Origin of the sequence: Streptomyces sp. P9-A2 (genome assembly GCF_036634175.1) — a bacterium.
GTDB classification, from domain to species: domain Bacteria; phylum Actinomycetota; class Actinomycetes; order Streptomycetales; family Streptomycetaceae; genus Streptomyces; species Streptomyces pratens.
In genome coordinates this window covers 5,151,766-5,172,734 of sequence record NZ_JAZIFX010000001.1, presented here as the reverse complement: position 1 = coordinate 5,172,734, position 20,969 = coordinate 5,151,766, and the positions used below count along the sequence as shown (strand labels likewise).

The 20,969-nt window shown below is 71.1% G+C and carries 15 protein-coding genes and 2 pseudogenes; 8 read left to right on the top strand and 9 right to left on the bottom strand.

Annotated elements, in window-relative coordinates; genetic code table 11:
- Positions 1-38 precede the first annotated feature (38 nt).
- Positions 39-1,385 carry a M14 family metallopeptidase gene (locus V4Y04_RS23610; protein WP_332430315.1) on the top strand — a complete coding sequence of 449 codons (1,347 nt, stop codon included), beginning with the start codon at positions 39-41 and terminating at the stop codon, positions 1,383-1,385.
- Positions 1,386-1,705: 320 nt separating this feature from the next.
- On the opposite strand, the pseudogene V4Y04_RS23605 reads toward V4Y04_RS23610, so the two are convergent.
- The 5 genes and pseudogenes from V4Y04_RS23605 to V4Y04_RS23585 form a co-directional block, all read right to left on the bottom strand.
- A pseudogene (locus V4Y04_RS23605) lies at positions 1,706-2,449 on the bottom strand (hypothetical protein); the annotation flags it as partial.
- A 146-nt stretch (positions 2,450-2,595) separates the two neighbouring features.
- Positions 2,596-4,083 (bottom strand): GntP family permease, encoded by a 1,488-nt coding sequence (locus V4Y04_RS23600; protein ID WP_332430314.1) that lies wholly within the window; start codon positions 4,081-4,083, stop codon positions 2,596-2,598.
- 130 nt (positions 4,084-4,213) lie between these two features.
- Positions 4,214-4,660 (bottom strand): RidA family protein, encoded by a 447-nt coding sequence (locus V4Y04_RS23595; protein ID WP_332430313.1) that lies wholly within the window; start codon positions 4,658-4,660, stop codon positions 4,214-4,216.
- Between the two features lie 59 nt (positions 4,661-4,719).
- Positions 4,720-5,478, bottom strand: a complete 759-nt coding sequence (locus tag V4Y04_RS23590; RefSeq protein WP_332430312.1) for an IclR family transcriptional regulator — start codon at positions 5,476-5,478, stop codon at positions 4,720-4,722.
- Positions 5,475-6,584: a sugar kinase gene (locus V4Y04_RS23585; RefSeq protein ID WP_332430311.1), complete on the bottom strand. Its 1,110-nt coding sequence runs from the start codon at positions 6,582-6,584 to the stop codon at positions 5,475-5,477. Before V4Y04_RS23585 ends, V4Y04_RS23590 begins: the two co-directional genes overlap by 4 nt.
- Positions 6,585-6,949: 365 nt before the next feature.
- On the opposite strand from V4Y04_RS23585, the gene V4Y04_RS23580 reads away from it, so the two are divergent.
- From V4Y04_RS23580 to V4Y04_RS23565, 4 genes are all read left to right on the top strand, one after another.
- Positions 6,950-8,227 carry an amino acid deaminase gene (locus tag V4Y04_RS23580; RefSeq protein WP_332430310.1) on the top strand — a complete coding sequence of 426 codons (1,278 nt, stop codon included), beginning with the start codon at positions 6,950-6,952 and terminating at the stop codon, positions 8,225-8,227.
- An 11-nt stretch (positions 8,228-8,238) separates the two neighbouring features.
- On the top strand, positions 8,239-9,849 hold the full coding sequence (locus V4Y04_RS23575; protein ID WP_332430309.1) for an N-acyl-D-amino-acid deacylase family protein: 1,611 nt from the start codon (positions 8,239-8,241) through the stop codon (positions 9,847-9,849).
- Positions 9,850-10,260: 411 nt separating this feature from the next.
- On the top strand, positions 10,261-11,472 hold the full coding sequence (locus V4Y04_RS23570; RefSeq protein ID WP_332430308.1) for a pyridoxal phosphate-dependent aminotransferase: 1,212 nt from the start codon (positions 10,261-10,263) through the stop codon (positions 11,470-11,472).
- 95 nt (positions 11,473-11,567) lie between these two features.
- Entirely contained in the window at positions 11,568-11,990 is a 423-nt protein-coding gene (locus V4Y04_RS23565; protein ID WP_332430307.1) for an SCO4983 family protein, read from the top strand.
- A gap of 340 nt (positions 11,991-12,330) precedes the next feature.
- On the opposite strand, the gene V4Y04_RS23560 is transcribed toward V4Y04_RS23565, so the two are convergent.
- Together V4Y04_RS23560 and V4Y04_RS23555 are read right to left on the bottom strand one after the other, a co-directional pair.
- Positions 12,331-13,137: a DUF3152 domain-containing protein gene (locus V4Y04_RS23560; protein ID WP_443080200.1), complete on the bottom strand. Its 807-nt coding sequence runs from the start codon at positions 13,135-13,137 to the stop codon at positions 12,331-12,333.
- A 507-nt stretch (positions 13,138-13,644) separates the two neighbouring features.
- Entirely contained in the window at positions 13,645-14,490 is an 846-nt protein-coding gene (locus V4Y04_RS23555; protein ID WP_332430306.1) for an SDR family oxidoreductase, read from the bottom strand.
- Between the two features lie 82 nt (positions 14,491-14,572).
- On the opposite strand from V4Y04_RS23555, the gene V4Y04_RS23550 reads away from it, so the two are divergent.
- Positions 14,573-15,175 (top strand): TetR/AcrR family transcriptional regulator, encoded by a 603-nt coding sequence (locus V4Y04_RS23550; protein WP_332430305.1) that lies wholly within the window; start codon positions 14,573-14,575, stop codon positions 15,173-15,175.
- A 198-nt stretch (positions 15,176-15,373) separates the two neighbouring features.
- Here V4Y04_RS23550 and V4Y04_RS37810 read toward each other — a convergent pair.
- Positions 15,374-15,562 (bottom strand): annotated as a pseudogene (locus V4Y04_RS37810) (Tn3 family transposase); the annotation flags it as partial.
- Between the two features lie 784 nt (positions 15,563-16,346).
- Entirely contained in the window at positions 16,347-18,167 is a 1,821-nt protein-coding gene (locus V4Y04_RS23545) for a phosphoenolpyruvate carboxykinase (GTP) (RefSeq protein ID WP_332430304.1), read from the bottom strand.
- 1,048 nt (positions 18,168-19,215) lie between these two features.
- Between V4Y04_RS23545 and trhA the strand changes: the two genes are divergently transcribed.
- The gene (gene trhA, locus V4Y04_RS23540; RefSeq protein ID WP_332430303.1) at positions 19,216-19,947 is read left to right on the top strand and encodes a PAQR family membrane homeostasis protein TrhA; all 732 of its coding nucleotides are present in this window, start codon (positions 19,216-19,218) and stop codon (positions 19,945-19,947) included.
- Positions 19,948-20,028: 81 nt separating this feature from the next.
- Positions 20,029-20,781, top strand: coding sequence for a Mut7-C RNAse domain-containing protein (locus V4Y04_RS23535; RefSeq protein ID WP_332430302.1), 753 nt, complete (start codon positions 20,029-20,031; stop codon positions 20,779-20,781).
- Positions 20,782-20,969: the final 188 nt, after the last annotated feature.

Genomic DNA, 20,969 nt, shown 5'->3' with positions numbered 1-20,969 from the left:
GTCGCCATGAACAACCCCACCTCCCACAAGGACACTTCATGCGACTTCGCACACGCGGCAGGCGCGGCAGACGCTCCGCCGCGCTCGCCGCACTCCTCGCCCTGGCCCTCGCCGCGCCCGTGTCGATGACGGCCACGGAGGCCGGCGCCGACAGCGCGAAACGGGCGGCACCCTCCGCCGACGACATCCGCCAGTACGAGATCCACCAGCACACGACCGCCGTGACCCGTACGGCGATCCAGCAGTCCGGGGTCACCGTGGACGAGGCCGACGAGGAGACGGTGGTCGTCTCCGGCCGCGCGGACCAGATCCGGACCCTGCGCCAACAGGGGTACGAGATCACGCCGTTGGGCGCGGCACCCGACCGCTCGTCCGCCGCCGACGACATCCGCCTGTTCGACTTCCCCTCGGCCGACTCCCGCTACCACAACTACGCCGAGATGAACGCGGAGATCGACCAGCGGCTGTCGGCGTACCCGAACATCATGAGCAAGCGGGTGATCGGCCGGTCCTACCAGGGCCGGGACATCGTCGCCATCAAGATCAGCGACAACGTGACGGCGGACGAGAACGAGCCCGAGGTGCTGTTCACCCACCACCAGCACGCGCGCGAGCACATGACCGTGGAGATGGCGCTGTATCTGCTGCGTGAACTCGGCGCGGGATACGGCAGCGACTCGCGGATCACCAACATGGTCAACGGCCGGGAGATCTGGATCGTCCCGGACCTCAACCCGGACGGCGGCGAGTACGACATCGCCACCGGCTCCTACCGTTCATGGCGCAAGAACCGGCAGCCCAACTCCGGTTCGTCGTACGTCGGCACCGACCTGAACCGCAACTGGGACTACCGCTGGGGCTGCTGCGGCGGTTCCTCCGGCTCCACGTCCTCCGAGACCTACCGGGGGTCGGCTCCCGAGTCCGCGCCCGAGGTGAAGGTCGTCGCCGACTTCGTGCGCAGCCGGGTCGTGGGCGGGGTGCAGCAGATCAAGGCGGGCGTCGACTTCCACACGTACAGCGAGCTGGTGCTGTGGCCGTTCGGCTACACCTACTCCGACACCACGACCGGGATGACGGCCGACGACCAGGCCGCCTTCCGCACGGTCGGCCAGAAGATGGCCGCGAGCAACGGCTACACGGCCCAGCAGTCCAGCGACCTGTACATCACGGACGGGTCGATCGACGACTACCTGTGGGGCACGCACAAGATCTTCGGCTACACCTACGAGATGTATCCGAGGTCCTCGTCGGGCGGCGGCTTCTACCCGCCCGACGAGGTCATCGAGCGGGAGACGTCCCGGAACCGGGACGCCGTCCTGCAACTCCTGGAGAACGCGGACTGCATGTACCGCTCCATCGGCAAGGCGGCGCAGTACTGCGGTTAGTCAGCGGCGCCGCCCGGCGCGAGGAGTCGTCGTGGTGCCTAGGCCACGGGGTCGGTGGCCGGCTTGGGCTTGTCCTTGTCGTCGGACGGGTCCACGTCGGCGTCCGGCTCGGACGTCTCGGCGTCGGCGTCCGGCTCGGGCTTCCCGGCGTCGGCGTCCGTGTCGGACGAGTCGGCGTCGGGTGAGTCCGTACCGGAGGCGTCCGTGTCGGACGAGTCGGCGTCGGGTGAGTCCGTACCGGAGGCGTCCGTGTCGGACGAGTCGGCGTCGGGTGAGTCCGTACCGGAGGCGTCCGTGTCGGACGAGTCGGCGTCGGGTGAGTCCGTACCGGAGGCGTCCGTGTCGGACGAGTCGGCGTCGGGTGAGTCCGTACCGGAGGCGTCCGTGCCGGGGGCGTCCGTGTCCGAGGCGTCCGCCTCGGGCTCCTCGGGTTCGGGGGCCTCGTCGTCGAAGTAGGCGTCCAGGACCGCGTCCAGTTCCGTGTCCCACGTGGCGAAGCGGCTGCGGGACGTGGCCTCGATCTCGATCGGGTACCAACGGCGTTCCGTGGTGTGGACGGTGACCGTGTACCGCTTGCCGAAGCGGGCGGTCTCCGTCTCCACCGCGCCGATCTCGTCCCAGCCGAACTCGCACGCCTGGTCGTCCAGCCGGAGCCGTACGCCACTGTGATCGGCGACGATCCCGGCACGGCGGTCGGACGCCTCGAAGACGGGGCCCTCGGGGGCGGGCTCCTCCTCGGAGGCCCCGGCAGCCTCGGATTTCTCCAGCGAGGTCGCCTTCGCGGACGACGTCCCGGCCTCCGGTTCCAGCTCCGGCTCCTTCTTCGTCGCCGGTTCCTTCCCCGATTCCGTGGCCGGGTCCGCCTCCGTCCCGGGCGCCGCGTCCTCCGGCTCCGCGGCGGGCTTCGCGCCCTCGGGTTCCTTCCCGCTCTTCGCGTCCTTCGCGTCCGCCTTGCGGTCGGGCGTGCCGGACACGGGTGCGGTGAGCCCGGGGATGAAGGCCGGGTCGAATCCGGCGCCTTCCAGGGGCTGGGGCTGGCTGCTCGAACCTATGCGCTGCTCCACACCGGATGAGTATGGTCGACGATCCTGTGTGGAGCACAGCCAGCCCCTCACTTCGTTATCAGACGCCTACATGCGCCCCACCGTTCGCATGAATCGGAGGATGATCACACGGGGTCGGACGAACGCGGCGTCAGACGAACGCGGCGTCAGACGAACAGGCTGAGTACCGCCGCGACCACGAAGCCCGCCACCGACAGGACGCTCTCCAGCACCGTCCAGGTCTTCAGCGTGTCCCGCTCGCTGATGCCGAAGTACTTGGCGACCATCCAGAATCCGCCGTCGTTGACGTGCGAGGCGAAGATGGAGCCCGCGGAGATGGCCATGATGACCAGCGCCACGAACGCCTGGGAGTGATCCCCCTCGGACAGCAGCGGGGCGACGATGCCCGCCGTGGTGACGATCGCCACCGTCGCCGAGCCCTGCGCGACCCGGAGCACCACGGAGATCAGGTAGGACAGGACGATCACCGGCAGGCCGACGTCGTTGAACGTGTCGGACAGCGCCTGGGCGACGCCGCTCCCCTTGAGGACCGCGCCGAAGACACCGCCGGCGCCGACGACCAGCAGGATGTTGCCGACCGGCTTCAGCGAGGACGTCGAGACGGTCTCCAGGGACTTGCGGGACCAGCCGCGCCGGATGCCTAGCAGGTAGTACGCCATGAACAGGGCGATGGTGAGCGCGACGAACGGGTGGCCGAAGAACTCCACGACCGAGCGCAGCGTGGACTCGTCCAGGGCGATCGAGGAGAACGTCGAGGCGAGGATCAGGATGAGCGGCGTACCGATGATGCCGAGGACGGTGCCGAGCGGCACGGGCGTCTCACGCGGCTCCACACCCGCCGCACGCTGCTCGTCGAGGACGGCCTGACGGGACTCCTCGGCGGCCTCGACCATGTCCTGCGGTACGGCGACGAAGATCCGCTTGCCGATCCAGGCGGAGTAGACCCAGGCGGCGACGACGGCCGGGAGGCCGGTGACGACACCCATGAGGATGACCCAGCCGAGGTCGACGTCGAGCAGTCCGGCGGCGGCCACCGGGCCGGGGTGCGGGGGCAGGAAGGCGTGGGTGACGGACAGGCCCGCGAGCAGGGGCAGGCAGTAGAGCAGGATCGACTTGCCGGAGCGCTTCGCGGCGGCGTACACGATCGGCGCAAGGACGAAGATGCCGACGTCGAAGAAGACCGGGACACCGAAGATCAGGCCGGTGATGCCCATGGCGAGCGGGGCCCGCTTCTCGCCGAACAGGCCGAGCAGCCGGGACGCCAGGACCGCGGCGCCGCCGCTGACCTCGAGGATCGCGCCGAGCATGGTGCCCAGGCCGATGATGATCGCGACATGGCCGAGGATGCCGCCCATGCCGGACTCGATGGTGGACACCGCGTCCGAGCGCTGGACCGTGCCGAAGAGTTCGGTGACCGACAGACCGGCCATCAGGCCGACGGCTATGGAGACGCCCAGCAGGGCGACGAACGGCTGGAGCCGGACCTTGATGATCAGGAAGAGGAGCAGCGCGATGCCGATGGCGGCGACGGTCAGCAGACCGGCGGTGCCGTCGACGAGGAGGAGGAGTCCTCCGGTGTGCGGGGGTGTCTCGGCCGCCGCGTCGGCGGCGAGCGAAAGGGACGGGTGGGACATCAGGGGGTCCTCTGCTTGAGCGCATGAAGTTTTCGGGCAGGGGGGATCGCGGCACGGCGTCACAGAGGTGGCGGACGCCGTGCCGTGGCACACGGGGTGTGAGGGGGTTACGGGAAGAGATGAGTGCGCGTCAGCCCAGTACGGCCAGTGCGTCGATCTCGATGAGGAGCCCCGCGGGCAGGCCGACGTAGACGGTCGTGCGCGCGGCGGGCGGCTGGGTGAGGCCCTGCTCCTCGAAGTAGGTGTTGTAGATGCCGTTCATCTCGGCGAAGTGGTCCACGTCGGTGAGGTAGACGCGGAGCATCATCACGTCGTCCCAGGTCGCGCCGCCCTCCTCGAGGATCGCCTTGACGTTGGCGAGGGTCTGGAGGGTCTGCTCGCGCAGGCCGGGGCCGGCGGTCGTGGGCGGCCTGCCCTCCTCGGCGGGGAGGAACCCGACCTGGCCGGCGACCTGGAGGATGTTGCCCTTGCGTACGCCGTGGGAGAACTTCGCGGGCGGGGTGGTGTGCGTGCTCGGGGTGAGGGCGACCTTCTCGGTCTTCTCGGTCTTCTCGGTCTTCTCGTTCTTCTCGGTCATGAGGGGGCGGTCCTTCGCTGGAGTCACTGGGGTCACTGGGGTCACTGGGGTCACTGGAGTCACTGGGGTTCTGCCGGGGTCCGGCCGGAGTACTCGCCGCTGATCGCGTCCGCGGTGCGGCGGACCAGCGGGAGCAGGGTGAGGAGTTCGTCGGCGGTGACGACGACGTTCGGCGCGGAGACCGACATCGCGGCGACCACCCGGCCGTCGGCGCCGCGGATCGGCGCGGCGACGCAGTTGATGGACTCCTCGTGGCCGCCGAGGTCGGTGGCCCAGCCCTGTTCGCGCACCTTCTCCAGCTCGCGCAGGAACGCGGCCGGGCTGGGCGTCGAACGGGACGTGTACAGGGGGTAGTCGAGCTTCTCCGCGAGGTCGCGGCGCTCGTGTTCGGGCAGGTCGGCGAGGAGTAGTTTGGCCACGGCGGCGACGGTGATGGCGACGGGCTTGCCGATCCGCGAGTACATGCGGACCGGGTAGCGGCTCTCCACCTTGTCGATGTAGAGGACCTCGTTCTCCTCGTGGACGGCGAGGTGCACGGTGTGGCCGCACTGCTCGTTGAGGCGGACGAGGTGGGCGTGGGCGATCTCGCGGACGTCGAGGTTCTCCATCGCCTCCTGGGCGAGGGCGAAGAGGCGGGCGCCGAGCCGGTAGTGCTGGTCGGACTGGCGGTAGACGAGTCCGTGCTCGTGCAGGGTACGCAGCAGCCGCAGGGCGGTGGACTTGTGCACGCCGAGCCGTTCGGCGACCTGCCCGAGGTCGGCGGGGCCTTCGGCGAGCAGCGGCAGGATGTTCAGTGCGCGGTCGACGGTCTGGCTCATGGGGTGCGTACCTCCTCCTCGGCCCGGTCCGCGCCCGCATCCGTGTGCGCGTCCGCGGTGGCGGTCTCGGTCCAGCCGGGGCCGAGACGCAGTTTCCCCCACGCCGTGTCGTCCAGGGCGGCCAGCCGGTCGGCCAGGTCGCGGGCGGGGGGTGCGGCGAGGTCGCCGGGGACGGTGAGGGCGGCGGCGGCCGTGAGGTGGCCGTGCCGGAGCCGGTCCCGTACGGGCAGGGCGCGCAGGGTGGCGGAGAGGAACCCGGCGGCGAAGGCGTCCCCGGCTCCGACGGCGGCGACGACGTCCACGGCGAGGGAGGGGACGAAGGTCTCCGCGCCGTGCGGGCCGTAGGCCGTGGCGCCGCGGCCGCCGTGCTTGACGACGAGGATCTCCGGTTCGGGCAGCGCCTCGCGCACGGCGGCGGCGTCCGCGAGGCCCCAGGCCTCACGCGCCTCGTCGTCGCCGACGAGGACGAGGTCGGCGCCGCGGGCCAGTTCCAGCAGCACCTCGGGGCCGGAGCCGCGGTCGTGGGCGTCGCTGTCGCGCCACAGTCCGGGGCGGTGGTTGACGTCGAAGGAGACGAGCGGGCGGCCGGGACGGGGAGTGGTGAGCTCCCGCATCAGTTCCAGGCAGCCGGGGGAGAGCGCGGCGGTGATGCCGGACAGGTGCAGGACGCGCCCGGCGCGCACCGCCTCCAGGTCGACGTCGGCGGTGGTCATCGCGGAGGCCGCGGAGCCCGCCCGGTAGTAGGCGACCTCGTGGGCGTCGGAGGCGCGGTCGCCGGCGGTGCGGAAGTAGACGCCGGTGGGGCGGTGCGGGTCGCGCCGGACGGAGGACACGTCGACGCCGTACGCCCCGATCGCCCGCAGGAGGTGGTCGCCGAAGCCGTCCCGGCCGACCGCGCTGATCCAGCGCGCCGAGTGGCCGGCCGCCGCGAGGACGCAGGCGGTGTTGGACTCCGCGCCGCCGATGGCCCGCTCGAAGGAGGGCACGTCGGCGAGGGGGCCCGGCCGGGAGGGCAGGAACGTCACCATGGACTCGCCCAGCGCGACGACATCGACGGTCTCCACGACGTCGACGTCGGGGGCGGTGCGGGGTCCGGTGGCGGTCACGGCGGGGTGGCTCCTCGGTGCGGCGGGATCGGGCGGGATCGGGCGAGGCCGGTGGTGCGGGACGGGCGATGTCGATGGCGCAGGTCGGGCGAGGCCGGTGGTGTGGGACGGGCGATGTCGATGGCGCAGGTCGGGTGGTGTCGTTGGTGCGGGACGGGTGGCGCGGGGTGGTGTCGTTGGTGCGGGGCGGGACGGGTGGCGTGGGGCCGGGTGGGGGCGGATCGTCGGTGTCTGCCCGCATTGTCCTCGTCGGCCGTCGGGACCCGTTTCCATTGACCCCGTGTGGCCGAGATGTTAGACAGCGGTAAGCGACATACGCAATGGGTGTTGCAAGGAATGCAACACACCAGATCAGGGAGGCTCTGATGGTCCTCGACCCCGGTTCCGACGCCTACACACTCCTTACGGAGGAACGCGTCGACCACCGTTTCAAGGGCCTCCCGCCGGACGCCGACGGGCTGACCGTCGGCGAACTGGCCGCCCAGCACCGGAACCTGTTCACCGGCGGTTTCACCACCCCGGTGCTCGCGCTGTCCGCCGAGCTCCTGGAGCACAATCTGACGCTGATGGAGACGTACGCGGCCCGGCACGGCCTCGCCTTCGCCCCGCACGGCAAGACGTCCATGGCCCCGCAGCTCTTCCGGCGCCAGCTCGAGCACGGCGCCTGGGGCATCACGCTCGCGGTGCCGCACCAGGTGCGGGTGGCGCGGGCGTTCGGCGTGCGGCGGGTCTTCCTCGCCAACGAGCTGGTGGACCCGGCGGCTCTGCGGTGGATCTCCGCCGACCTGGACGCCGACCCCGGCTTCCGGTTCGTCTGCTACGTCGACTCCGTGCGCGGTGTCGAGCTGATGGACGCGGCCCTCGCCGGGTCCGTCCGCCCGGTGGACGTCGTGGTCGAACTGGCCGGGGGCGAGGGCGCCCGGACCGGGGTGCGGACGGAGGCGGAGTGCGCCGCCGTCGCCGACGCGGTGGCGGGCGCGCGCGGTCTGCGGCTGGTCGGGGTCGCCGGGTACGAGGGCGAGGTGCCGGACGCCGACCCGGAACGGGTGCGGGCGTGGCTGCGGCGTCTGGTGGCCCTGGCGGTGGACTTCGACAAGGCCGGGCGGTTCGCGGGCGTGGACGAGATCGTGGTGAGCGCGGGTGGCAGCGCCTGGTTCGACGCGGTCGCCGACGTCTTCGCCGAAGTCCCGGAACTCTCCCTCCCCGTCCTGAAGTTGCTGCGCTCGGGCGCGTACGTCTCGCACGACGACGGGCACTACCGCGAGCTGACCCCGTTCAACCGGGTACCGGAGGAAGGCGCGTTGGAGCCGGCGTTCCGGCTGTGGACGCAGATCGTGTCCCGGCCGTCCGCCGGGCAGGCCTTCGCCAACGCGGGCAAGCGGGACGCGGCCTACGACCTCGACCTGCCGTTCGCCCAGGTGGTCCGCCGGGACGGCACGGAGCGCCCGGCCACCGGGATCTCGGTCACCTCCCTCTCCGACCAGCACGCCTGGCTGCGTACCGCCCCGGAGGCCGACCTGGAGGTCGGCGACTGGCTGGGCCTCGGCCTCTCCCACCCGTGCACCTCCTTCGACAAATGGGTACTCATCCCTCTGGCGGAGGCGGACGGCACGGTGGTCGATTACATCCGTACGTTCTTCTAGGAGGCCCTGTCATGGAAGAACTCGTCATCCGGGACGCCGACGTCGTGGACGGCTCCGGCGACAGCTCGTACCGCGCGGACGTGGTCGTCGACGGCGGCCGCATCGTCTCGATCGTGAAGGAGGCGGCGGCAGCGGGCTGTCAACGCCCGAAGGCCCGCCGCGAACTGGACGCCGAGGGGCTCGTCCTGGCCCCCGGCTTCATCGACATGCACGCCCACAGCGATCTGGCACTGCTGCGCGACCCCGACCACAGCGCCAAGGCCGCGCAGGGCGTCACCCTCGAAGTGCTGGGCCAGGACGGCCTGTCGTACGCGCCGGTCGACGACCGCACGCTCGGCGAGGTCCGCCGCGCGATCGCCGGATGGAACGGCGACGGGGACGACATCGACTTCGACTGGCGGTCGGTGGGCGAGTACCTGGACCGGCTCGATCAGGGCATCGCGGTCAACGCCGCGTACCTGATCCCGCAGGGCACGGTCCGCGCCCTCGTCGTCGGCTGGGAGGACCGGGAGGCCACCCCCGCCGAGCTGGACCGGATGCGGCAACTGGTCGCGGAGGGCATGGAACAGGGCGCGGTCGGCATGTCGTCGGGACTGACGTACACGCCCGGCATGTACGCCAAGGACGCCGAACTCACCGAACTGTGCCGGGTGGTGGCCCGCTACGGCGGCTACTACTGCCCGCACCACCGCTCCTACGGCGCGGGCGCGCTCCGGGCGTACGAGGAGATGGTGACGCTCACCCGGGAGGCGGACTGCCCGCTGCACCTGGCGCACGCGACGATGAACTTCGGCGTGAACAAGGGCAGGGCGCCCGAGCTGCTGGCCCTGCTGGACGACGCGCTCGCCGCCGGCGCCGACATCAGCCTCGACACGTACCCGTACACACCGGGCAGTACCACGCTGGCCGCGGTGCTGCCGAGCTGGGCGGGCGAGGGCGGCCCGGAGGAGACCCTCCGGCGGCTCGCGGACGACGCGACGGCCGAGCGGATCCGGCACCACCTGGAGGTCACCGGCTCGGACGGCTGCCACGGCGTGCCCATGGAGTGGGACACCATCGAGATCTCCGGGGTGGGCGACCCCGCGCTGGGCGAGTACGTGGGCCGCACGGTCCAGGAGTCGGCCGCACTGCGCGGCGAGAGCCCGTGGGCCCTCGCCCGCGAACTGCTGCTCAAGGACAGGCTGCGGCCGTCGATCCTCCAGCACGTCGGCCACGAGGAGAACGTGCGGGAGATCATGCGGCACCGGGTGCACACCGGCGGCTCGGACGGCATCCTCCAGGGCGCCAAGCCGCACCCGCGCGCGTACGGCACCTTCCCGCAGTACCTCGGCCGGTACGTAAGGGAGTCGGGCGTGCTGTCGCTGGAGGAGTGCGTCGCGCATCTGACGTCCCGGCCGGCCGCCCGGCTGCGGCTCGCGGACCGCGGGCTGGTCCGCGAGGGCTACCGGGCGGACCTGGTGCTCTTCGATCCGCGGACGGTGGCCGCCGGCTCCACCTTCGAACAGCCCCGGGCGCTGCCGACGGGCATCCCGTACGTGCTGGTCGACGGGCGGTTCGTGATCGAGGACGGGCGGCGCACCGACGTCCTGGCGGGACGGGCGGTCCGCAGGTCACCCCGCTGAACCACCCGCCCGGTCCGCCACCCGCCCGCCCGGCCCGCCTCGCCTCCGGCCCACCTCGCCTCCGGTGCGGCCGGCCCTTCGCCTCCGGTGCGGCCGGCCCTTCGCCTGCGGCTTGGGCAGGGTGCAGGCACTCGAGGCGAGGCCGAGCACGCCGTCCGCGCCGGGGAGGCCCGGTGTGAAGGTGACGGAGGCGGCGCCCACAGCCACTTCCACGGCGGCTTCCGCGGTGCTCTTGACGGCGGCCCGCCGTCGGCCCGACGGCTGCCCGACGGCTGCCCGACGGCGGGCCCCGGGGCCGCCACCCAGGGCGGGCGGCCGGGGCAGGCGGCCGGGCATATCACCCGAACCGACGCGTCTCACGTGGTGGAGAACACGGCCCGAACGGCACTACCTGGCCGTAAGCTCCCCTACATGCAGGTGATCCAGTCGACCAAGCTCGCCAACGTCTGTTACGAGATCCGGGGCCCGGTGCTCGAGGAGGCGATGCGGCTGGAGGCGGCCGGGCACCGCATCGTCAAGCTCAACACCGGCAACCCGGCCGCGTTCGGGTTCGAGTGCCCGCCCGAGATCCTGGAGGACGTCCTCCGCAACGTGTCGTCGGCGCACGGCTACGGCGACGCGAAGGGACTGCTGGCCGCGCGCCGTGCGGTCGTGATGCACAACCAGACCCTCGGTATCGAGACCGACGTCGAGCACGTCTACATCGGCAACGGCGTCTCCGAGCTGATCGTGATGGCGATGCAGGCGCTGCTCGACGACGGGGACGAGGTGCTGGTCCCGTCACCGGACTATCCGCTGTGGACGGCGGCCGTCGCCCTGTCCGGCGGTACGGCGGTGCACTACCGCTGCGACGAGCAGTCCGACTGGATGCCGGACCTCGCCGACATCGAGAGCAAGGTCACCGATCGCACCAAGGCGATCGTCATCATCAACCCGAACAACCCGACCGGCGCGGTCTACGACGAGGAGATGGTCAGGAGCCTGACCGACATCGCCCGCCGGCACAACCTGCTGGTCTGCTCGGACGAGATCTACGACAAGATCCTCTACGACGACGCCACGCACACCCCCACCGCCGCGATCGCCCCCGACCTGCTCACCCTCACCTTCAACGGCATGTCGAAGGCGTACCGGGTGGCCGGATACCGGGTGGGCTGGATGGCGATCTCCGGGCCCCGCGCGCACGCCGACTCCTACATCGAGGGCCTGACGATCCTGGCGAACATGCGCCTGTGCGCGAACATGCCGGGCCAGCACGGCGTGGTCGCCGCGCTCAGCGGACGCCAGACGATCAACGACCTGGTACTGCCGGGCGGCCGGCTGCGCGAGCAGCGGGACACGGCGTACGAGCTGCTCACCCAGATCCCGGGTGTGACCTGCGTGAAGCCGAAGGGGGCGCTGTACCTCTTCCCGCGCCTCGACCCCAAGGTCTTCAAGATCAAGGACGACCGGCAGATGGTCCTCGACCTGCTGCGCAGAGAGAAGATCATGGTCGTGCACGGCACGGGCTTCAACTGGTCCGAGCCCGACCACTTCCGGGTGGTGACCCTGCCGTCGGCCGACGCCCTGCGGGACGCGGTGGGCCGGATCGCCCGCTTCCTGGACGGCTATCACCAGCCCTGACGCTGCGTGTTCAGCTCGTCCGGTTCTGTCAATCGATCAACTTTAGACGAATTCTAAGCTAGGATGGCTTCCTGACAGCATTCTGGAGGCCATCCATGTACGAACCGATCCGCACCAAGTCGGTCCACCGCACGATGGCCGGCTCTCCTGACGACTTCCCCGGCCGCTCCCGCGAGGCGGAACTGGACATCCAGCTCGCGGGCCATCTCGCCGCCCTGCTCGTCGTCACCGACGAGCTGCGCGTCGCGGCCCCCTCGGCCGATCTGGACACGGCGGCCGAGCGGCTCGCCGAGCAGGTGACCCGCCTGCGGGGAGGACGTAAGCCGGCCCGTGCGTCGGCGACCACGAGCGGGAGCGCGCCCTGCGTCACCGCCCTGCACCGTCAGGCGCACGCCCTCGCGGGCCGCGCCCTGGTCGTCGCCGCGTCCCGCGCCGACACGGTGGCCGCGATCCTGGCCGCCGAACGGATGGACGCACACACCGCGGCCCTCGAGTCACGCGAACTCGCGGCCCGCTGAGCCTCACCCCCGGGGCTCCCCCCGACGGCCCCGGTCCGCGCGCCTCCACAACGACACGCGGACCGGGCGCCACGCACCGCGCGCACGGTCGACGGGCATTCCGGGCACGCCGCCCGGGGTGCCCCGTCGCCGTTTCCCCGCAGAGGTCACCCGCGGGGATCACCCGCACGGCCCACCGTGCGGGAGCCGCGCGGGAACCGAGCGGGAACCGAGCGGGAACCGAGCGGGAGCCGCGCGGCGGCATCGGTGCGCCTGCCTTCCGCCTCGGCCCGGATGATCGGCTGTGCGGGCTTGTTCCCGAGCACGGGACAGATCGTGTCCGGGGTGAAACGGTCTCTGGTCACGGGACCGAGGGGCCGCCGAGGTAGTCGCCGGAACGGTCGTAGGGCCAGGCGTTGGCGACGCAGCCCTGCAGGCCCTTGATCTGCTGCATCATCGCCGGGGCGGGTTTGCCCGGCCCGGGGCAGGTCTCGTGGCCCCGGCCGATGCCGTGGCCGACCTCGTGGTTGATGATCAGCGCCCGGTAGTCGCCGATCGGCCCGTCGAACTCCGGCGAACCCCGCACCCACCGTTTGAGGTTCACGACAACGTTTTCCCCGACCCGGCAGTTCACCTCGCCCCTGGTCAGCAGGCCGGCCTCGCCGCAGATCCGGTCCACCGTGCCCGGCGTCGCGATCTTCACCGCGAGGTCGTACGTCCCCGAACCCACCAGCTGGAACGCATGCGTACCGCCGCGGGTCCAGCCCCGCTCGTCGGCCAGGACGGCGGAGACCTCGGCCGCGGCTTCGGCTGCCGGGATGTCGATGCCGTCCTCGACCATCACCTTGTAGCGCATCACCCGGTCGCCGGTGCCGACGGCCTCCCCGTCGGTGCGGGCCGTCGTGAACGTACCGGGGCCGGCGGCGGGAACGGCGATGACCCGGTCGTCGTCCGGGGACGGTGAGGACGGCGACGGGGACCCCTCGGCCTCCGGGGGCGGACTGCTCGTGCCGGACGGACCGGCACTGCCGCTGGGCGACGCGCCGCCGGCTCCACCCGGCTCGGCCGTCGGCGAGGCGGTGACGTCCGCCGTGCCGCCGGCCACCGCCCCGGAGCGACCCGCCTGCCACTGCGTGAAGGCGACGCCCCCGCCCAGCACGGCACAGATGAACAGTCCCGTCGCCCATCTCCGTCCCGCACTCCGTCCACCGGTTTTTGTTCGGGAACGGGGGAGGCGTCTGCGGTTCGGAGCAACGGACGAGGTCCGCCGGCGCCGACGGGATGCTGGCCGACTCACGGCAGACCTTCCTCTTGACGGTGCGGAACTGCGCGACGACGTGCGCCGAGCAGACCGCCCTGACCAGGACAGACTCGAGAAGCACAAACACTTGATGGTCAAACTGGTGTACCAACCACGTCCTTTGACATGGTGTCATGCGACGGGATCCATGCCGCCGCCGCCCGTTGCCGCAGCGGCGGGGAACCCGCGGCACCTGGCCCGTGACGAGACACCGGCCCTGCCCCGCACCGCCCATGAGCGTTCAGGAAACTGAACGCTGTAGTGGTGATCCCTGCTCGGATACTCCTCGGACCCCGACACGGCCCCCTGGCTCCGGTCCGTCGGCCAAGGGCCGTCCCGGGCCCGCGCGGCATTCCGCACGCCCGGGGCGAGTTCCTACTGGAAGGCCGGCAGGTTGCGCGCCACCCACTCGCCGAAGGGCCTCGCCGGACGGCGGAGGACGTTCTCCACATCGGGACCGATCGCCTGCTCGGCCGGCAGCGGGATGCCGAGGACGTCCAGGGTGCCGTCGATGACCTCTTCGGGCATGAACTGCGCCATGTGGGCGTGGGCCTGTTCACGGGACAGTTCCACGAAGGTGACTTCCTCGCTCAGGGCCTGGGAGATCACTGCGGCCTGCCGGCGCGGGCTGATGGCCTCGGGCCCGGTGAGTTCGTATGTACAGCCCGCGTGCCCCTCTTCACGCAGTGCCACTGCGGCGACCGCGGCGATGTCGGCTGGGTCGATGACTGGCAGGGCCACATCGCCGAACGGGGCAAAGATCGTGCGTTTGATGTGGATCGGCTCGGCCCACGCGAGGGCATTGGAGGCGAATCCGCCCGGGCGCAGGATCGTGAAGTCTGCTCCGGACGCGCGCACGGCGGCTTCGTAGTCGCGCAGGCGGGTGTGCGAGAGGGCCTCGGGGCGGGTGGCGTTGATCTGGGAGGAGAGCAGGACGATCCGCTTGACCCCGGCGTCCAGGGCCGCGTCGAGCAGGGCGTTCGGGCTTTCGCCGTGGCCGTTGAGCTCGCCGCCCAGCAGGATGAAGAAGGCGTCGGCACCGTCGAGGACCGGCCGCATGCTCGCGCTGTTCCCGACGTCGGCCTGGGCGCGCCGGATCCCGGCGGGGAGCCCTTCGGGGCGAGGACGTCGCGAGACGGCCACGACATCCTCGCCCGCCTCGGCCAGCAGGGGCACCAAGGTCCGTCCGATGTTGCCGGTTGCGCCTGTCACCACGATCATTGCAATTCCCTCGTGTGAGTTAGTTGACTGACTAACACGGACCGTAGCACGGTTCCGCTGGAGGTTGTCTATAGTCAGTTGGGTGACTGACTCAGCGAAGTCCCGGGTACCGGCAGCCGACAAGCGTCGACGGTTGACGACCGAGGCGGCCCGTGTCCTGCACGAGCAGGGCGTCGAGCGCACGACCCTCGCCGACATCGCGCGCGCGGCCGACGTTCCTGTCGGGAACGTCTACTACTACTTCAAAACCAAGGACGAGCTGGTCCTGGCCGCGCTCTCCGAGCACAGCGCACACCTGGACGAACTCACCATCCGCCTGGACCAGTTGTCCGACCCGCGCGACCGCCTCAAGGGCCTGATCGAGGCCTGGGTCGACCAGCGCGAGGTCGCCGCCCGCTACGGCTGCCCCACTGGCACCCTCGCCGTCGAACTCGACAAACGCGCCGACGGGACCCTCGATGCGGAGGCCGGCACGGTGATCCGGCGCCTGCTGGAGTGGACCGGACACCAGTTCCGCGCCCTGGGCCTGCCCGAACCGGACGACCTCGCCGTCACCCTCGTCTCCGCATATCAGGGCATGTCGCTCCTGGCCAACGCCCTGCGCGACCCGGACATCATGGCCCGCCAGGGAGCCCGTCTCCTGCGCTGGCTCGACTCCCTCAAGAGCCCGGACCAGACCGCCTGACTCGGAGGGGCGATCATCAGCCGGACTCGCCCGCCTGCATCTCCCGGGTCGCATTCGGCTCGTCCGGCTCGTTTGGGGTACGAGGCCGGGAACAGTGGCCGTGATGAGGTTCAGGCGGGCGCCCATGTCGGGGTTCACCTCGCCGTACGGGCGCACATGGGACCAGAACAGCGGGGTCAGGCCGCGCCGGTCGGCCGGGGTGAGGAGGTCGGCCCACTCCGGTTTACCGAGGACGTCCTGGAGCATCAGGGTGTTCACGTACACCAGGGCAGACCGCAGGACGCGCAGGCACAGCACGAACATCTCCTGCTCGTCGTGCCGGTTCGAGGCGATCTCCCCGCCCTTGCCGTACGCGATCACGGAATTGGCGCCGTCGGAGGACTCCATCACGTTCAGGCCCTCCTCGATCTGCCGCTGCAGATCCCGAAGACAGATCCCGAAGACGCAGGTAGCGGGCCAGGAAGATGGTCTTCCGGGCGCGGCCGACCTCCAGCAGCGCCGCGTAAGTGGGATCCGTTCGGTGCTCTCCACCGTCAGCCGCGCCGCGATCCTCGCCGTCAGCATCTCCTCGGCCGCCCGCAGCGCGACCCCGACTGGACGCCCGAGATCCTCGCCCGGGCCCCGGAGGCCGTCCGCGCCCTGTCCCGGGCGGTGCGGCAGGACATCCCGGAAGCCGTCGACTCGTTCCGTACGGACCCGCTGGTGGGCGCGGCTCGCACCGGGCCGGGAACCTCCGGAGCGGCATCTCGAGTGCCGGCTCGGGCTGCTCCACGAGGAGGCACGGCAGCGGGTCGAGAGCGTGCGGGAGGAGAAGCGGCGACAGCCGCTCTCGCAGTGCCTGGAGGGCCGGTCGAAGTGGCCGAGGGCCGGGATCGGCCGGAAGCGGCGGAGGACCGGTGAGCGGTCCGGACGGCGGAGGACCGGTGAGCGGTCCGGGAAAGGGCGAAGGCCCGTCGCCGCCCGTTCCCGTCGGGGCGGACGGGATGGTGACGACAGGCCCAGGGCCCCCCACGCCGTTGTGCGGGGCCTCGCCGGTCTGTGGTGCTGCCGGTTCGTGGTGCTGCCGGCTTGGGGTGTTCACCGCGGCCGGCCGTGACGATGGTGCTGGTCAGGGCGCGATCGGAGCCGGCCGCGGCGTTCTTGGTTCCCCTGTTCGGGGAAGCGGGCGTGATCAGCCCAGGCGCTGCACCAGGGCGCGGTACTCGTCCCACAGCTCGGTGGGCGTGTGGTCGCCGAAGGTGTTGAGGTGGTCGGGGACCAGGGCGGCCTCCTCGCGCCACACCTCCTTGTCGACGCTGAGCAGGAAGTCCAGGTCCGCGTCGGCCAGTTCGAGGCCGTCCGTGTCGAGGGACTCCTTGGTCGGCAGGACGCCGATCGGGGTCTCGACGCCGTCCGCCTTGCCCGCCAGGCGCTCCACGATCCACTTCAGGACGCGGCTGTTCTCACCGAAGCCGGGCCAGACGAACGTGCCCTCGTCGTTCTTGCGGAACCAGTTGACGTAGTAGATCTTCGGCAGCTTGGACTGCTCCTTGTCCTTCGCCACGTCGATCCAGTGGCCCATGTAGTCGCCCATGTTGTAGCCGCAGAAAGGCAGCATGGCGAACGGGTCGCGGCGCAGCTCGCCGACCTTGCCCTCGGCGGCGGCGGTCTTCTCGGAGGCCACGTTGGCCCCGAGGAAGACACCGTGGTTCCAGTCGAAGGACTCGGTGACCAGCGGTACGGCGGTGGCGCGGCGCCCGCCGAAGAGGATCGCGGAGATCGGCACGCCCTTGGGGTCCTCCCACTCGGGCGCGATGATCGGGCACTGGGCGGCGGGCGTGGTGAAGCGGGCGTTGGGGTGGGCGGCGGGCGTGCCCGACTCGGGCGTCCAGTCGTTGCCCTTCCAGTCGGTCAGGTGGGCCGGGGTCTCCTCGGTCATGCCTTCCCACCACACGTCGCCGTCGTCGGTGAGGGCGACGTTGGTGAAGACGGAGTTGCCCCACAGGGTCTTCATCGCGTTGGCGTTGGTGTGCTCGCCGGTGCCGGGCGCGACGCCGAAGAAGCCGGCCTCGGGGTTGATCGCGTAGAGGCGGCCGTCCTCGCCGAACCGCATCCAGGCGATGTCGTCACCGATCGTCTCGACGGTCCAGCCGGAGATCGTGGGCTCCAGCATGGCGAGGTTGGTCTTGCCGCAGGCGCTCGGGAAGGCGGCGGCGACGTACTTGGACTCCCCGGTGGGCGGGGTCAGCTTGAGGATCAGCATGTGCTCGGCGAGCCAGCCCTCGTCGCGGGCCATGACGGAGGCGATGCGCAGGGCGTAGCACTTCTTGCCGAGCAGGGCGTTGCCGCCGTAGCCGGAGCCGTAGGACCAGATCTCGCGGTCCTCGGGGAAGTGCGAGATGTACTTGGTGCTGTTGCAGGGCCAGGGCACGTCCTCCTGGCCGGGCTCCAGGGGGGCGCCGACGGTGTGCACGGCCTTGACGAAGAAGCCGTCGGAGCCGAGCTCGTCCAGGACCGGCTGCCCCATGCGGGTCATGGTGCGCATGGAGACGGCGACGTACGCGGAGTCGGTGATCTCGACACCGATCGCGGAGAGCGGCGAGCCGAGGGGGCCCATGCAGAAGGGCACGACGTACATCGTGCGGCCCTTCATGGAGCCGCGGAAGACGCCCTTCTCACCGGTGAAGATCTCCCGCATCTCGCCGGGGGCCTTCCAGTGGTTGGTGGGCCCGGCGTCCTCCTCCTTCTCGGAGCAGATGAAGGTGCGGTCCTCGACGCGGGCGACGTCGCTGGGGTCGGAGGCCGCGTAGTAGGAGTTGGGGCGCTTGATCGGGTCGAGTTTGCGGAACGTGCCCTTGTCGACCAGTTCTTCGCTCAGCCGCTGGTACTCGGCCTCGGAGCCGTCGCACCAGACCACGTGGTCCGGCTGGGTCAGCTCGGCGATCTCGTTGACCCAGGAGATGAGTCCCTGGTGGGTGGTGGGGACGCCGGGAGCCGCGATGTCGCGCGCCACGATTGCTCCTAAGTGAGGGTTCTTTGACTGGAGGGCCCCGTGGGGGCTGCGGCCCGGATACTTCACGATGGAACCCTGGCGCTCATCCGGTGCCGACCGCACTCATTTGATCCTCCGATGCGAGTGCCCATCTGTCCAGGGGGTCTCACATGTGAGCAGAGTGACGCTGACCACTGTTTCCGGGAAGGGAAGGCATGCACGCTGGGTTTCTTTACGGGCGCGTTGCGTTCATCCGACCATCTCTTTACCGCCTCGCCCTCGACTCCCTCTCGGCCGCCCCCGGACGGCCTCGCCCGGCGACCTCCCCGGGCGGCTTCGCCGGACGGCCTCCCCGGATGACCCCCTGGGTGACCTCCCCGACGGCTTCGCCGGAGAGCCGCCCCGAGTGACCTCACCGGACCGCCACCTCGGCGGCCCCACCGGACAGCGCCCCGGGCGACCTCCCTGAACGGCTATCCCGGACGGCCCGCCGGACGGCATCCTCAGACAGCCCGCCGGACGGCGTCCTCGGGTGACTTCCCTGAACGGCCATCCCGAACGGTCCGCCGGACGGCATCCTCGGACAGCCCCACCGGACGGCACCCTCGGGCGACCTCCCCGAACGGCCATCCCGGACAGCCCCGCCGGACGGCATCCTCAGACAGCCCCACCGGACGGCACACTCGGGCGACCTCCCCGAACGGCCATCCCGGACAGCCCCGCCGGACGGCATCCTCAGACAGCCCCACCGGACGGCACACTCGGGCGACCTCCCCGAACGGCCATCCCGGACAGCCCCGCCGGACGGCATCCTCAGACAGCCCCACCGGACGGCACACTCGGGCGACCTCCCCGAACGGCCATCCCGAACGGCCCGCCGGAGGGCTTTCCCGGGCGGCCCCGCCGGAGGGCTTCCGCATGCGACTTCCCTGCACGACCTCCCCCGCCGGCCCGGGATGCGCCACGGGGCGTACTGACGAGTACGTCACGTGAGAGGATGGCCACTCCGGCAAGATCGATCCCGGCACACCGGCCCGTAACTTACGGCTCCGTAGGTACGATGGCGGTTATGACAGCGTTCGCCCCCGACGCCCCCGACGCGCCTGACGCACCCACAGAACAGCCGGCCGAAGGCCGCGGCCCGGTCCCGCTCTCGCTCCCCCATCCGGTCAAACCCAAGCTCCGCGGCTGGCTGCACCTGGGTATGTTCCCCGCCGCCCTGGTCGCCGGACTGGTGCTCGTCGCCCTCGCCGACTCGACCCGGGGCCGGATCGCCTGCGCGGTCTTCGCGCTGACGGCCTGCCTGCTGTTCGGTGTGAGCGCCCTGTACCACCGAGGCGACTGGAGCCCGCGCATGGACGGAGTGCTCCGCCGCCTCGATCACGCCAACATCTTCCTGATCATCGCCGGCACCTACACGCCGCTCACCCTGCTGCTCCTGCCGGACGCCAAGGGCCAATGGCTGCTGTGGGGCATCTGGGCGGCGGCCCTCGCCGGCATCGCCTTCCGCGTGTTCTGGGTGGGAGCCCCGCGCTGGCTCTACACCCCCTGCTACATCGCGATGGGCTGGGCCGCCGTCTTCTACCTCCCCGACTTCATGCGCGCCGGCGGCATCGCCGTCCTGGTCCTGGTGATCGTGGGCGGGTTGCTCTACAGCGCGGGCGGGGTGATCTACGGCCTCAAGAAGCCCAACCCGTCACCGCGCTGGTTCGGTTTCCACGAGGTCTTCCACTCCCTGACCCTGGCCGCCTTCATCGCCCACTACGTGGGCATCTTCCTGGTGGCCTCCCAGCACGGATGAGCCGAGGGGCGCCCCGGACCACCGGGCCGGGGCGCCCCGAAATCCCGGAGCCACGGGCCGCGCGCATGACATCCTGATCCGGTGAACGGTCCCGAGATCCACGTCGAGTTCGCCCCCGACCTGCTCGTCTTCGTCCCCCGGGCACGCACCACCGGCGGCGCGGTGGCCCCGGCCGACGGCGTCTCCACCCTCGGTCACGTCGTCGAGTCCCTCGGCGTCCCGCTGACCGAGGTCGGCGCACTGCTCGTGGACGGCCGCGAGGTGCCCGTCTCACACCTCCCGGCCACGGGCGAGTCGGTCACCGTCCACCCCGTCGCCCACCCCCAGCACGTACCCGGTGCCCCGCTCCGCTTCCTCCTCGACGTCCACCTCGGCACACTGGCCCGCCGGCTGCGGCTGCTGGGCGTCGACACGGCGTACGAGTCGACGGACATCGGCGACCCCGCCCTGGCCGCCCGGTCCGCGGCCGAGAAGCGGGTGATGCTCAGCCGCGACCGCGGGCTGCTGCGCCGCCGGGAACTGTGGGCCGGCGCGTTCGTCTACAGCACCGGGCCCGACGAGCAGCTCCCGTACGTCCTGGACCGGTTCCGGCCCGAGCTGCGCCCCTGGACCCGCTGCACCGCCTGCAACGGACTGCTCCGCACCGCCACCAAGGACGAGGTCGCCGACCAGCTGAAGAGCGGCACGCACCGCTCGTACGACGTGTTCGCCCAGTGCGCCGACTGCGGCCGCGCCTACTGGCGGGGCGCGCACCACGACAAGTTGGAGGCGATCGTGGAAAGCGCGCTGAGCCGGGTCGCCCAGGGGGAAGAAGCCCGGCGCACTCCTGGCTGAGGCCGGCGAGGTGGACTCCCTGTGCTGGAGTCCCTGTGCTGGAGTCCCTGTGCTCTCCCGCAGGCCAGTGGGTCAACGGCCGGTCACCGAAGAGCAACGGCGGTTCCGCTCCTGAGAGGCGTCCGCACCACCGGGCCGCCGGGCGTGAACCGGCACGTCAGAATGTCGCGTCCGAGCGTGAGGAAACG

Excerpts from the sequence above, each read along its gene's own strand:
- V4Y04_RS23610 (WP_332430315.1), top strand. The coding sequence starts at position 39 with ATGCGACTTCGCACACGCGGCAGGCGCGGCAGACGCTCCGCCGCGCTC.
- V4Y04_RS23600 (WP_332430314.1), bottom strand. The coding sequence starts at position 4,083 with ATGTCCCACCCGTCCCTTTCGCTCGCCGCCGACGCGGCGGCCGAGACA.
- V4Y04_RS23595 (WP_332430313.1), bottom strand. The coding sequence starts at position 4,660 with ATGACCGAGAAGAACGAGAAGACCGAGAAGACCGAGAAGACCGAGAAG.
- V4Y04_RS23590 (WP_332430312.1), bottom strand. The coding sequence starts at position 5,478 with ATGAGCCAGACCGTCGACCGCGCACTGAACATCCTGCCGCTGCTCGCC.
- V4Y04_RS23580 (WP_332430310.1), top strand. The coding sequence starts at position 6,950 with ATGGTCCTCGACCCCGGTTCCGACGCCTACACACTCCTTACGGAGGAA.
- V4Y04_RS23575 (WP_332430309.1), top strand. The coding sequence starts at position 8,239 with ATGGAAGAACTCGTCATCCGGGACGCCGACGTCGTGGACGGCTCCGGC.
- V4Y04_RS23570 (WP_332430308.1), top strand. The coding sequence starts at position 10,261 with ATGCAGGTGATCCAGTCGACCAAGCTCGCCAACGTCTGTTACGAGATC.
- V4Y04_RS23565 (WP_332430307.1), top strand. The coding sequence starts at position 11,568 with ATGTACGAACCGATCCGCACCAAGTCGGTCCACCGCACGATGGCCGGC.
- V4Y04_RS23555 (WP_332430306.1), bottom strand. The coding sequence starts at position 14,490 with ATGATCGTGGTGACAGGCGCAACCGGCAACATCGGACGGACCTTGGTG.
- trhA (WP_332430303.1), top strand. The coding sequence starts at position 19,216 with ATGACAGCGTTCGCCCCCGACGCCCCCGACGCGCCTGACGCACCCACA.